The following is a 12,825-nucleotide window of genomic DNA, read 5'->3' on the forward strand; positions in this document are numbered from 1 at the left end:
GAAAGCTCCAGGAATCGCGTGACCAACTGGACGAAGTCACCGCAGCACTCAAGTCAAAGCTTCCTGATACCCTCTGGAAGTGATTCACCGCTGAGCTTCAGCCCATCGCCAAATCGAACATAGCTGGCGTCATCTCATGGGTAGATCGAGTAGGCAGAGCCTCCACCCCTTCAGGCGGCCCCTGCCGAGCGTAGTAGCGCTTAATCCACACCTGATCCATCGCAAGGATAGCCCGCGTCTGATGCGGCTGGATCGGCATTCTCATAAGCTGTGACCACGCATGGATATCACTAAAGCTCAAAGGGTTTGGACCGTTGCTGCTGACTGAGCGTTGCCTCGACAGTTGGGTGAACGCTTCCCAAAGAACAACAGCTCCAGGCGGCAGCTTGTTTTCCTTGCGATCAAACTCAGCTTCGAGAGCCTTGCAGAGGGCGATTTCGAGCTTCATTCCGACGAAATTAATTTGAGGTGCGGTGGCAATGGAGATCCAAATTCCGGCCGCACGGGAAAACCAATAATGTCCTCAGGCCATCGATGCGTGATCCAGGTGTTGATGTGGCCGCGTTGTATTAAGGCGATCTGGACGTAACCACCTGCGTTATAGTGGTAACTTCTCTCACCATCCAAAACCATGCCGCTGGAAGCCCGCCCAGCACAGATAGCCCGGGTGATTGAATCTACGTCGCTTTCACCGTCTATGGCTTCCGTCAAGCCAAACAGCTTCATGTTATTTTCCTTCGGCGCTGATGACATCCACATACCACCACTGGTAAATTCATGCGCCACAAATGGTGCAAGGACAGCAGTGTCTCCTGTCTCCGAATTGGTAGTGCCCTTCTCATAGCTGACAACACGAACCGCCTTGTACCGTTGTTCTTCAATTGACCAACCAGCAGCCATCAAATTTGCTCTGTTGTCATCGCCCCTGATCATATTATCCCGGCATAGTTTTTCGTGTGTCAGCCGCGCGAGATCAGGGAGGGCTTCGATAAAACCATCAAAGTCCTTTACCCAACATGGCATGTTCCATTGAAGCGCATGATTGAAGCCCCCGACGCCGGTTATAGCAATGGCACAATCCAGATCAGGCATGGCTGTGATCTTAGACATATATCCAGCGACCGCGCCAGTTTCGGGATCTGTACACACACCGTCGCCAGCGATTAGAGCGTAATCCTCTCTCACCTGTAGTGCGACAATACTCATTCCGGCCTCCCAATAATAATTTCATTGCCGCCTTCACAACCAGGCACCAGCCCACCTCGCGCGAAACCGGGTAGACCGCTGTTCAGCGCGTCGAGAAAGCCTCTCATGCCAGGCTTTGCAACCTGACTGGCCTGAACGACATATTCTCCCTTATGGACCACACCGGCCGGATCATGCTTACCACCAGCACCGGTATAGCCGCCCCCTGAAAACCCAAGCCAGCTACCGACTGTCTGCAAGAAGCTGCCGCCGCCGCCACTTTCCGCAAGCCCGAGGAAAGCCTTTTGCATTTGCACTTTGGCAATTTCGATGAGCAAAGCAGCCAAGGCATCCTTTGCCGACATCGAGCCATCCACAATTGACATGAACATGTCGGACATTCTGTCAGCGCCACGTTCAGCATTTTCTTTAATTGCGTCGATGCGATCTGCTGCTTCTTCCGCAGCTGCGCCAGCTGTAGCGTAGGCCTGAGCGAGCTGATCAATTTCCGCTTCAAGCTCAGGCGTGATCTCTTTCCCGGCCTTCTGTGCGTCATAGAGAAGCTCAGCTTTTTTGCGGGCGTATTCCATCACGTCGGCATACTCGCGCCCTGACATTGCGACGGCGGTCAGCGCTACGGCCTCCGCCTCCAGCATGGCGATCTCTTCGCGGGTTTGTTCCACCCGACTTTGGTAGTCGTCGACGTCAGAGGTGCCACCGCCACCGCCTCCAGGCTTGACTGGGTCAGGAAATCCAAAGCTGGCATCAACACCGGGAGTGTGCGGGCGGGGTGAAGTGCTGGGAGCTAATTCACTTATAGGTATGATGCGGCGCGGCCTTCCATTCTGTGGACCGTATGTGACAGATGTTTCGGTATCGCCTTCAGGCAAGCTGGCGCGCAAGGCTGCCGCATTTTGAGCAGCCTTCGCCAGGGCACTTGCGATGCCGCCAATGGCATCCACAACATTTCCAAATCTTTGGGCATCGACATCACTAAGTTCAGAGGTCAGATTTTCCGCCTCTGCAACCAGGTCGAAAACTTGCCCCTCAAAATCGGCGGCCTTCGTTTCGCCGTTGGTGAACGCCTGCATTTCGCGATCGATGTCCTGCAAGATTGCTGCAAGTTCATGAGCGGCGTCGATATCCGCGACGTCCATCAGTCGAATGCCATCAGGACCAGTAGCGGCATTTATAGCGCGAAACAGCTCTTCATAAGTTTCGACGAGGTCTTCCACATCCTCGCGCTGGTCTCCGGTGACGTCCGAAGCACCTTTCATGGCCCGATAGTTGGCTTCGCCCATCATGGAAATTGCGCGCTCTGCTGACCCAAAGATTTCATCGACATCGACAGTCAATGCTTCTTCGATCGCACCAGCGAGGTTCACCACAATCGTCTTGCTGAGGGTAGAAACGCGCGCAGTGATTTCGGCGAACTTCCGGTCCAGTTCGGCAGCTTTCGCGATTGCCTCTTCGTCCATAACGATGCCAAGTTCATCCGCCCGGGACATGATCTTACGGATTCCGTCGTCACCCTGGGAGAGCAGCTCGACGAAGCGCTCACCGCCAGTTCCCCCGAAAACCTCATCTGCGACCCGGATCTGCGCAGCGCGATCGAGATCTTCCATGCGATCAATCATGTCGAGAAACAGCTCGGAGGGATCCTCGAGCTTTTTACCGAGTTCGCGGGCCCGGTAGCCCAATCGCTTCAAAGCATCAGCTGCTGAGCCTCCGCCGGTTTCCGCAAATTCATCAGTCCGGAGCTGCATTTCTTTGATGCCATCGATCATCGCGTCAACGTCTATGCGATTCTGTTCAGCCACGAATTTCAGCTTCTGGAAGGCAGTCACGCTCAGACCCGACCGCTTGGCCTGCCGGTCGAGTTCGGCAAGACTGCGGACCGCAGCGCCCGCGCCAGAAGTGATCGCAGCCATACCGCTCGCGATTGCGCCCGCGACAAATGCCTTACCCACCAAACCGATCTTGCTGGATGTCGTGGCGAGAGCCTGGTTGATGCGGGTGGTCGATCGCACCATGTCCCGTTCCATCGCTGCGGTGGCCCCGCGTGAGCCACGCTGGAGGCTCTGGTAGGATCTGGTGCCGCGCTGTTCAGCCCGCTGCATGTTCTTTTCGAAGTCTCGGATCCGAGCTTCGAGCGCGACGATCAAGCGTTCTTCATCCATTGGTTTTCCTTAAGCTGTAAACATGTCGTCATCGAACCAGGCGGCTTCCGTAACGAAGTGATCCTCCGCCGCCGCGCAGCGCGCTACGGCCATTGCAGTTGCCACGGCGCCATCAATCTTGTTGCCGCTCTTGCCCTTGTGAAAACTCTTGTTTCCCGAGGCGTCGATGTGAAGTTGAATGTTGCCGAAGTTCCACCGCAGCACCGGTTGCCCGCCGTGCTTGAACCTACCGCCCAGGATTGCGCGTTCCAGTTCTTTTACCGCGGGGGCCATGCTCACCCAGCCTTGACGAAACTCGACCGCCGGTAGTCCATCCTCGCAAAGGTCAGCCATCATCGAGCGCCCATACGTCGGGTCGAATGCGATTTCACGAACGTTAAACCGGGCGCAGAGTTCACGGATATGCGCTTCGACGGTCCGAAGATCTACCGTGTTGCCGGGCGTCGGGATGATAAATCCATCTTCGGCCCAGCTGACATAGTCGACGCCATGCATCTCACCACGGGCGCGCAGATTGTCCTCGGGACAGAAGAAAAATGGCACCACTTGGTAGCCGTCTGCGCCATCCTGCCAGCAGGCCACCACAACCGTCAGATCTTCATTCTTCGACAGGTCCACCCCTATGTAGCAGGGCGCTTGCACGATCTCCAACTCCTCGGGATCGACCTCGTGCGAGCCCTGGTCATAGACATGCATCTCGACAAATGGCGATGTCGTTTGATCGAGCCAGCGATTGAGATTGAACTGAAGAAAGCTATCACGATCAAAGGGTGAGTGTTCTGCCTTACGGGCCTTGTCGCGAAATGCCGCGAGATCCGGGTAACCGTGTTGAAGACCGGGATTTACCGCATGCCAGAGAGCTTCGTCTTTCCAATCATCTTCCGGCTCGGCCATGAATATCACGGGCAAAGTTGCGGGATCGTCGATCTCACCCTTCTGCACCTTGATCGCATATTCAACCGTCTGCCAGGCAAGGTTTTCCTGACCTCGCCCGGAAGTGCTTGCCACGATCATCAAGGTACCGGGCACCTTGACCAGCGCCGAGTCCAGCGCTTCCCACTGGCGCAGACCAGCGCGCCCTTCCCAGGCGTGCAGTTCGTCAGCGATAACCACGTTGGGTGTTTTTCCGTGCTGTACCTTGCCATCCGAAGCGACCGCAATGTACCGGGTCTGGCGCTTTGGGCAGGCGATGCGTGAAACATACTCGCGCACGCTCAAGTGCTTTTCGAGACGCCGGTCATAATGCACGATCATGGCCGCTTCATTGAACAGTTCCATTGCCTGCTCATGCGCAGATGCTGCTGAGACGATCAAACCGCCGGGAAGGCTTTCAGGACCGATCAGGTGCAGCAACGTGATCGCAGCCGCAAGGCTGGTCTTTCGATTGCCACGTGGCAGCAAGAGAACAACACGACGCACGACGCGCGAGCCGTCTTCATGGCGAGGCCCGTAAATGCGACGAATGGTATTTTCCTGCCACTCATCCAGTTGGAACGGATGCCCAGGTGCAGGGTTCTTGGGATGCTTGAGCTTGCGAAGCCAGTTCACCGCGAGATCTCCACGGCCCAGCGGGTCGGCGATCTCTTCGGGGCGATCGATCCAGGACGGGACAAGCATTAGGCAGCGCCTGTCCAGCCGAACAGATCGTCATCATCATCCTCATCATCGAGGGTCGGTCGCGAGCGCGAAACCGGCGTTGCACCCAACTCGGCCGCATGCAGCCGCGACTGTGTCATTGCCTCATTCCGGATGCCCACAGCAGGATTCTTCCGGATCGATATCATCAGCGAGTTGCCGTCCTTGTCGATCTTGTAAATCTTCTGAACGGCGCCAATGCGCTGGATCTCCTGATCCATTTCGCGGACGGTACCGATCGCCATGCAGTAATTTTCCAGGCAGCCAACATCCGCCTCGGTCAGGATCTTGCGCTTGGCGAGGATGGGAACAATGCGGTTCCATTCCGCCTTGGCAGCATCGGATAGAAAATCAGGCGCAGGCCTTTCGGCAAGCGATTCGCGTTCCACCCGAATGTGCGGTTTTGATCCTCTCATGGCTTGATCTCCTTGCAACGGATTTCCAGACCCTTGCGCCGCCCGATGGTGACCAGCTCCTCGATGCCATAGGTCGAACCGTCAAAACTTACGCGATACTGATCCCTGATGCCCGCCACGAAGCGCGTCCGGAACACGATGGTTGTTTCCGAAGTTTCTCCAGCGTTGCGCAGGAATTCCTCAGTGCTACGCTCGACCAGCTCAGCGCGTAGGGAAGCGAAACTCTGCCATGTCGAGGTCGCAGTGCCGGCGTCATTCACCGTCTCGATGGCGCTCTGTATTTCGATCACATGCACAAGTTTGCCAGATCTCATGGAGCCACCTCTTCGACCAGGCATTCAACCACAATGACGGCATGCGACGTTTCACCGTCCGGATCGCTCATAGTGCGGGTACTCGCCAAGCGCCAGTCGGCGCAATGATATCCCGCACCCAAATCAAGGCGCGCACTGCGGATCGCGGTGCGGATCGCGGCGGCGATGATCTTGACGCCTTCGCGCGACGGCTCAGTCTTCCACACATGGATCGTGTGAAAGATGCGGGTTCGAGTTCGGCTGATGCTGTCGCCTTCATCTACCTCTTGCGCTTCACCGATCACGATGCCAGGGCGCGGCGCAGGGCGTGAATTGCGGTCGAGAATGCTGTTCGCAGGCACGAGGTCCGTTACCGCCGTGGTGGCGATCAGGCGCGCGCGTATGGCCTTTTGTACAGCAAGATCAGCGCTCATCCCTTTGCATCCCTTATGGCCTTTCGCATCACGCGCTTGATCCGGTTTTCGGCCTTCTTCCGTGCCAAACGAAAGCCGGGCCAGAAGAAGGGCTGTGCAGGTGCGTTGGCAGTGCCGTACTCGACAAGATGTGGATATCGCACATCGGTGTTTCCGACTGTCACCGCCACCTGGTTGGCTGGGACAACGTGCGTTCCACCGGGCGCCGAATATGCGGGCGTGGCCTTCCCGCCTCGCGTTACCGCGACGGACCCTTTGAGATCACCTTCGTCCTCTGGTGCCAACGCCTCAATAGCGTCCGCAATCTCGTACCCACCCTGCAACAACGCGGGATCGACGGCATTGCGCACCGATTTCGGAATTGCCCGCATGCGCCGCTGGAAGCTGGAAAGACCGCCGTCGCTTGTCAAAAGGTAAACTCCCGGTATTCGTTGACGATCTCAGTCACGCCGAACGGCAAGATGCGGGCCGTGTCAGAAGCCGCCTCACGGTTGTCGTACCACCAAGCGGCAAGCTGGCTCACGGCCTCGATCAGCGCGGGCGGCACCGGCTCCTGTTCGTCTCCGCCAAACACCTCCTCGATCTTGAAACCGAGGAGGCGCTCTATATGGTTTTGAGCTGCGTCCAGAATGCGCTGTAGCAGAGCATCGTCGACCCCGCCGATATCATCGGTGAAAGCGAGATGCTCTTTAAGCTGATCCAGATCGAGGATGGCCATTGCTCAGACCTAGGCCCCCGCCGCATCGACGCGTACGATATTGCTGTTTACCCAAAGACTGCTGCTCAACTTCATGATTGAGTTCGCGGTGTCATAGGCTTCCGTCACGCTACCGACCAAGCCGACAAAATATCGTTCGGATGGAGTACCCCCTGCTGGCGCATCGTCAAAGGTTACTTTGAAAGCGTAATCATCAGAGGTCTTTTCCGCTGCGATCAAAGCAAGCTGACCGGCATCACTATAGTCAATGTTAGCGATGATCTCCATCGTTTGTGCCGTGCGCAAACCCTTGATGCGCTGGGTCCGAATGCTGCCGATATGTGTTGCCTCGATTTCGCTGGCCGCATCACCAAGTGACCCCATGGATTCAAGCTTTGTGACCTCGGTCCAGACAATCGCGGAGAAGTCTCCGACAACGAAATCTTCGTCCTTCATTGGAAGCACGGTGCCGATGAACACTTTCGCTCCAGCTGTTGCAAAGATGGGCATGGTTTAAGTCCTTTTGATAGTGCGCCGTTCTTCACGTTGTTTGGCGCTGGAGTGATGTGATGTGCAAAGCGGTTGCCAATTCGATCTGTCCCAGAACAATTCCGAATTGCCGCGATGCGGCTTGATGTGGTCGACAACGACGGCGCGTGCGCCACAGCGTCGACAGAATGGATGTTGCGCCAGATAGTCGGCACGTGCCCGATCCCATGATCCGGTGTAGCCTCTGGCACTTGAGTTGGGCCGCTTCCGATCGAAGCGCGCTTTGCGTTCCGCATCGCGCACTTTCTGACATGCGCAGCGCTCCCCTGAGAGAACCAATTTTCCGCAGCCGCATATCCGGGGAGCTTTCGTTGCCATAAAAACCCCTGCCGATGTCAGTGATGGGGCAGGTCGAAACCTGCCCCTGAGATATTACTGTCCTTGACCCTCTGAAGAAGCGCCGCGCAGGGAGGACAGCTGTCTGTCTCGGACCGTTCTCAAAGCCCTTTAAGGAGCGCGCGCCGCTATTCATCTTCAGGTAACCGGAGCTTCGGCTGGGTGACCCTTCACAATCACCGCGCCAGCGGCGATGGACGTGCCGCCGTTCTTGGTGATGACCGTGCGGACGTACCGCTTATTTCCGATGTAGCCCTGCTTGTAGACAGAGGACGCCACCAAGGTCGCAGGCAGAGTGCCAACCAGATGCTCGGCCCCGACATCAGCAAAATCGCCAGATGTGGTTGTATCGCTTTCCTGGAGCTTTGCCGTGAAGTCTCCCGCCGCTTCGATAGCGCCGGTGTTGATGACCAGGGCCGCGCTGTTGAACCCCAGAAGGTCGATCGCAGCGCTTGTGTTGGTCGCGGACAGCACCGCAGGCGCAACGGCCTGAGAAAGTCCGAAATTGGGCGCAATATCACGCATGTTAGATCTCCTTAGCTGGTAGCCATTTTAAGTTTGCGGAAGCGGGCGGCCTGAATGACACGGCCCCCAACGCGGCGGGTTGCATGGATACGGGTCAGGCCCTTGGTTGCCAGCAGGTACGGGTTGACCAGCATCGACATCGCCAGACGATCCACGATCCGGTATGCGGAGAAATCGCCGAAGAGGATCGGGAAGGCACCGGATGCGATGTCCGGCATGTCGACTGCCTCGATCACCGGGCGACCGAGGATGGTTTCGGGCTGGCCCGCCTGGAAGCTCGGTTGCCAGAGGAACCGGCCATCGCCATCCTTCAGCGTCCGGACAATACCCATCGTGGTGCCGTTCATCATCCAGGTGCCAGCATTGCGGTACATGGCCGGGAGCGCATACATCATCTTGACCATAGCGTCCGGAGAGAGGACCGTGGCCGAGCCGTTCAGATATTGCGCGATATTGGCATTGGTCATGACGCCTTCAGGCTGCCCAGCACCCGTACCGTTGACGAAGGCAGCGCCCTCTTTTTTGCCGAAATCCTCGGCCAGGGCGAGCCGCACCTCAGCCTCAGCGGTCCCACCACTGTCGGACAGCAGCTCGTTGCTGATGTCGACGTATGTCATCAGCTTGTTTGCCGGAACTTCGACTTGCCCGAAGCCAACGGTGGATTCTTCGCTGTCTTCAGCTTCACCTTCCCACTGGGCGTTTGTGATCGACGTACGCTTGGGATATTTCACCGAAGGTGACGTGATGCCGCGAACACTGGCCACGGTGCGGATGGGCGAATACTCGACCAGGTTGCGGATGAACTCGGTCGACATCTCAGCCGGAGCAAGGTAACCGCCCTGCTCATCATTCGAGACCGTCAGCGCCTTGCGCTCTTCTTCAGGCGTGCCGTTGCCGTGGCGCAGGTATACCCCGAAGGCCTTTTTTTCGATGGCGGCTTTTTCGTCCAAGTCATCGTCGCCGCCACCATTGGCACGATTTCCCTTGGCTTCGAGCTTATCCAGCCGAGCCGCCAGCTTTGTGTTGTCAGCCTTGCTCTCGATATCCGAGAGACGCGTTTCCATCGTCTTGGTCAGGTCTTCCAAGGCCTTTGTGACGATGTCTTGTGGATCGTCTTCACCGCCGTCCTTGATCGTCAAGGACGTGCTGCCGAGCAGCTCTTTCATCTTCAAATGTCGCATGTCTTACCTCTTCGTGAGCTGCGCAGTCGCGCGTTGAATTTTGGCGGCAAGGCTGAGTGCCTCGACTGCCGACTTGGCCGAGGTTACCCTCGCCCCTGGGTGCATCGGAATTGTCACGAGGCTCGCCTCGAGGAGTTCCAATGCCTCGATCGTCCGACCGCCACGCGGGCGGGGCGTTGCCTTCTTGGTGCGAAAGCCAATGCTGATGCCGCGCACAGCGCCAGACCGGACCAACGCGCGCACCTCACGCGCCCGAACAACCTCATCCACCAGAAGACGCCCCTTGAGGTGCAGTCCGTCCTCACGCTCTTCAGCACCTGACCAGATGCCCACAGGGTCGTTTTGGTCGTGGCCGAACAGCATAGGCAGCGGCAGGGCGGCACCCGCGAAAGCGCCCTTGGTGATCATGTCGCCAACGCGGTCAGGCAGTGCGAAGGGCCATGCAAGGCCCTCAATCGTGCCATCATCAAAGGCGTCGAGCTTGGTTTCAAGGAAGAGGCGATCCATCAGAGATCCTTCCGAAAGCTGGCGCGGTCGGATGCAAAGGCATCTATCTGGGCTTGCACCCAGTTTGCGGCCTTCAGCAGGCGCAGGATGTTCGCGTGATTGAACGGAACTGGCTGGCCCGCCTCGGAGATTTCCCAATCCAGAACACAGCGGGCGAGGCTATCTACGCGAACGCTTTCGCGCGCCTCTGCCGACACACGACCCTCAGAATTCGCAAGCTCTGACAGGTCATCAGCGAGACGAAGACGGGCTCTGTTTTGCACCTCACTGTCCGGCCCTGCGACTTTGACGCGGATTCCAGTTTTCTCACTGGTCACCGGGTCAAAGAGCTCGAACCAGTGACCGCGCTCCTGGTCGGCGCTGTGATTATGGATATCATCAAGCTGCATCTTCGGCGTCCTTCTTCGGCGGCAAGGCGGGCTCAGTTGTGATGTTGGGATTGCTGAAAGCCGCGCCGCCGGCATAGGGCGGCAAGCCGAGCCATTCGCGACCCTCATTGGGGTTGATGGTGCGCGAACTGATCAGGTTGTTGATCACGGTGGCACGGGTGGCCAGATCCGCACGGGTCAGATCGTCGCGGTCAAACCGAATGGCGTATCGCAGGCGGTCTTCGGGCGAGAACAATGCGCGGCGCAGGGCACCTTCCGTAGCCCTGAGCCAAGGTTCCAGCGTGTAGCTGAGGAACTCCCGCCCCATCTGTTCGGTGTTGCTCCAGGTGGCGCGGTCATGATCGAACAGCATTGACGGCGGCACCCGGAAGACACGTGCGATTTCGAGGATCTGAAACTTGCGGTTTTCGATGAACTGGGAATCGGTCGAGTTGAACGTGAAGGGCACGAAGGTCGCACCATCGTACAAGATCGCGGTTTGCCCGCCCGCGTCGTTGCCCTCATGAGTGGCGCGCCATGCAGCGCGGGTCTTCTTCACCGCTTCCTCGCCCATGTTCTTTTCGAAGGTGAGAGCGCCCGATGGGCGAGCCCCACGTCCAAACAGCTTGGCAGCGTGGGCATCCAGCGCCATAGCGGTGCCGATCGCTTCGCGGGCAAGGGACAGCGGCGCTCGCCCGAATGGGCTGCGCAGGTGGATCACGTTGGCCGCAGGAACGGCTAGCGAGTCGATCTTGTAAGAGGGCTCGCCCGTTGTCTGGTCGAACTGAACATCGATCACCCCACGCCGGTAACGGATGATCTCGGCCACGCGCCCGTCATCAAGGCGGTTGACGAAGGCCACGCCACCCTTGTCGTCTGACAGCGCATCGATGACCAGGTCGCGGATCATCGAAAATCCATCCGTCCATTCGTTGGCCTGGTCGCGCAGGAAGTACATAACCGGATGACTCGGCGCGTTGACTTCGGTGCCGTCAGCCTCGATCTGCTTGACGGTGACGTCGAGAGTGGCCACCGCATCAGAAATTGCCCGGATCGCGGACCCAACCGCAGGGACCCGCAATGCCGCGTCAGGTGTCACAACTGCGCCGCCCGTGGTCGTGGGGGTCAGCCCAAACAGCGCGTAGAGGTCATCGCCGGGTTCGGCGAGGCCCTTGGTTTCGGTCTTGGGTTTGCGTCTGAAAATGTTCATGGCGTCAGGGTTCACGGAAAAATCCGTCTCGCCAAGCTGCCAAAACCTACCAAAACCTACCAAACCCTTCCAAACCCTATCACGAAAAAACTCTATTTCGGGCAAATCTCGAGCGAAGTACCCCGCGCCGGTCCCCCGAAGGCCCCCAAAGTCTTGGACCACCCCCCCGGACATCATCTGCACTTCGCCCATCCCAGCAGCTCACTACGCAAGGCAAAATGGCGCGATCCATCGGGCTTCGATATTGGCACATCCTCCCGCCGCGCCAGTCGACGGGCGGTCGAGGTCGAGACCCCCAGCGTTCTGGCTATCGCCTCCAAGCCCCATAGCTTTTCTGGGCCCGCAATCAGCGCATCGAACCGATGTCGATCGAGTGGCGGACGGTCCGTCATCATCGAACCTCCAAGCGTTTGAGCTCCTCGGGCGTCACGAGCTTCAAGTCGAGCATCTTCTGACGAACGTTGTCTGACAGAGAATAGACGCGCTTTCCTGCGTTGATCCTCTCGGCCATCGCTCTGGCAAGCGCCTCGACGCCGTCAACCTCAGGCTGCTCCACCGCGGCGCATCCAGTGGCCAGCCACGCTTTTTGATCCAGCCAGTTGTCGGATCTGATCACGTAAATTCGGGGCACGTCCGCGTTTTCTTTGCAATGCCGCTTGGCAGCAGCCAAGAGCCACGCAGGATCTGTACCCTGCTCGACCGCCTTGGCGTACAGCTTACGCGTTTTGGCTCGATCTCTCGGGTGGGCACACGCCTGCCAAAAAGCCTCGAACTCCGCATCGCTCACCTCGCGCGCATCACACGCGGGTTTTCTTCCTGGTTCCCTTACAGGGTTAGTGTCGCAAATTGAGACACGGCTATCGCCATATTTGAGACACGGGTCAGGGTCGATTTGAGACACGGCCCGTGTCTCATTCTGAGACGCGGTAAATTCGGTGTCAAAGGCAAGTTGATAGGTGGTGCTCTCTTGTCGTTTTGTCCTCGGATCGATGCGTTGAAACCGTCGTATAAGACCGGCCTCTTCCAGCTTTGCAAGGTGGCGATTGATCGAGGCTCGGCTCATCTCACAATCCGCAGCGAGCCGCTCCTGAGAGGGATCACACCGGCCCGTATCTTTGTTGTGCCGGTCAGCCAGCTGCCACAGAAGGAGCTTTGTTGCGGGGTCGAGGCCACGCTGTTTGATGGCCCAATTGGTCGCGTCATGGCTCATGAGGAGACCCCCAGAGCGCGAAACGGCGCGTTATCACGTTCACTACCCGTTCTGGTAATGTCCTGATAACTAATCTGACCTAAGTGATTGTTTTGTCGG

General features: G+C 57.9%; 17 protein-coding genes. All 17 read right to left on the reverse strand.

Features of this window, described 5'->3' with window-relative positions:
* Positions 1-97: 97 nt before the first annotated feature.
* On the reverse strand, positions 98-448 hold the full coding sequence (locus tag AAC077_RS07130; RefSeq protein WP_339768031.1) for a hypothetical protein: 351 nt from the start codon (positions 446-448) through the stop codon (positions 98-100).
* Positions 445-1,206 (reverse strand): hypothetical protein, encoded by a 762-nt coding sequence (locus tag AAC077_RS07135; protein ID WP_339768033.1) that lies wholly within the window; start codon positions 1,204-1,206, stop codon positions 445-447. The genes AAC077_RS07130 and AAC077_RS07135 overlap by 4 nt, the downstream gene beginning before the upstream one ends.
* On the reverse strand, positions 1,203-3,365 hold the full coding sequence (locus AAC077_RS07140) for a hypothetical protein (protein ID WP_339768035.1): 2,163 nt from the start codon (positions 3,363-3,365) through the stop codon (positions 1,203-1,205). Before AAC077_RS07140 ends, AAC077_RS07135 begins: the two co-directional genes overlap by 4 nt.
* Positions 3,366-3,374: 9 nt before the next feature.
* Positions 3,375-4,982, reverse strand: a complete 1,608-nt coding sequence (locus AAC077_RS07145) for a terminase TerL endonuclease subunit (RefSeq protein WP_339768037.1) — start codon at positions 4,980-4,982, stop codon at positions 3,375-3,377.
* Positions 4,982-5,416 (reverse strand): phage terminase small subunit P27 family, encoded by a 435-nt coding sequence (locus AAC077_RS07150; RefSeq protein WP_339768039.1) that lies wholly within the window; start codon positions 5,414-5,416, stop codon positions 4,982-4,984. The genes AAC077_RS07145 and AAC077_RS07150 overlap by 1 nt, the downstream gene beginning before the upstream one ends.
* Positions 5,413-5,730 (reverse strand): phage head closure protein, encoded by a 318-nt coding sequence (locus tag AAC077_RS07155; RefSeq protein ID WP_339768040.1) that lies wholly within the window; start codon positions 5,728-5,730, stop codon positions 5,413-5,415. The genes AAC077_RS07150 and AAC077_RS07155 overlap by 4 nt, the downstream gene beginning before the upstream one ends.
* A complete protein-coding gene (locus tag AAC077_RS07160) occupies positions 5,727-6,143 on the reverse strand; it encodes a DUF3168 domain-containing protein (RefSeq protein WP_339768041.1) in 417 nt (138 codons plus the stop codon). Before AAC077_RS07160 ends, AAC077_RS07155 begins: the two co-directional genes overlap by 4 nt.
* Entirely contained in the window at positions 6,140-6,553 is a 414-nt protein-coding gene (locus AAC077_RS07165) for an HK97-gp10 family putative phage morphogenesis protein (protein WP_339768043.1), read from the reverse strand. Before AAC077_RS07165 ends, AAC077_RS07160 begins: the two co-directional genes overlap by 4 nt.
* Complete coding sequence (locus AAC077_RS07170) at positions 6,550-6,861, reverse strand: head-tail connector protein (RefSeq protein ID WP_339768045.1); 312 nt, start codon at positions 6,859-6,861, stop codon at positions 6,550-6,552. Before AAC077_RS07170 ends, AAC077_RS07165 begins: the two co-directional genes overlap by 4 nt.
* A gap of 9 nt (positions 6,862-6,870) precedes the next feature.
* Positions 6,871-7,350, reverse strand: coding sequence for a hypothetical protein (locus AAC077_RS07175; RefSeq protein ID WP_339768047.1), 480 nt, complete (start codon positions 7,348-7,350; stop codon positions 6,871-6,873).
* A gap of 3 nt (positions 7,351-7,353) precedes the next feature.
* Positions 7,354-7,707 carry an HNH endonuclease signature motif containing protein gene (locus tag AAC077_RS07180; protein ID WP_339768049.1) on the reverse strand — a complete coding sequence of 118 codons (354 nt, stop codon included), beginning with the start codon at positions 7,705-7,707 and terminating at the stop codon, positions 7,354-7,356.
* Between the two features lie 156 nt (positions 7,708-7,863).
* Positions 7,864-8,250: a hypothetical protein gene (locus tag AAC077_RS07185; protein ID WP_339768051.1), complete on the reverse strand. Its 387-nt coding sequence runs from the start codon at positions 8,248-8,250 to the stop codon at positions 7,864-7,866.
* An 11-nt stretch (positions 8,251-8,261) separates the two neighbouring features.
* Complete coding sequence (locus AAC077_RS07190) at positions 8,262-9,431, reverse strand: phage major capsid protein (protein ID WP_339768053.1); 1,170 nt, start codon at positions 9,429-9,431, stop codon at positions 8,262-8,264.
* A 3-nt stretch (positions 9,432-9,434) separates the two neighbouring features.
* Positions 9,435-9,938, reverse strand: a complete 504-nt coding sequence (locus AAC077_RS07195; protein ID WP_339768055.1) for an HK97 family phage prohead protease — start codon at positions 9,936-9,938, stop codon at positions 9,435-9,437.
* Positions 9,938-10,327 carry a hypothetical protein gene (locus AAC077_RS07200; protein WP_339768057.1) on the reverse strand — a complete coding sequence of 130 codons (390 nt, stop codon included), beginning with the start codon at positions 10,325-10,327 and terminating at the stop codon, positions 9,938-9,940. Before AAC077_RS07200 ends, AAC077_RS07195 begins: the two co-directional genes overlap by 1 nt.
* Complete coding sequence (locus AAC077_RS07205) at positions 10,317-11,516, reverse strand: phage portal protein (protein WP_339768059.1); 1,200 nt, start codon at positions 11,514-11,516, stop codon at positions 10,317-10,319. Before AAC077_RS07205 ends, AAC077_RS07200 begins: the two co-directional genes overlap by 11 nt.
* A gap of 391 nt (positions 11,517-11,907) precedes the next feature.
* Complete coding sequence (locus AAC077_RS07210; RefSeq protein ID WP_339768061.1) at positions 11,908-12,726, reverse strand: helix-turn-helix domain-containing protein; 819 nt, start codon at positions 12,724-12,726, stop codon at positions 11,908-11,910.
* Positions 12,727-12,825: the final 99 nt, after the last annotated feature.

Source organism: uncultured Pseudosulfitobacter sp., assembly GCF_963976325.1.
GTDB lineage: Bacteria > Pseudomonadota > Alphaproteobacteria > Rhodobacterales > Rhodobacteraceae > Pseudosulfitobacter.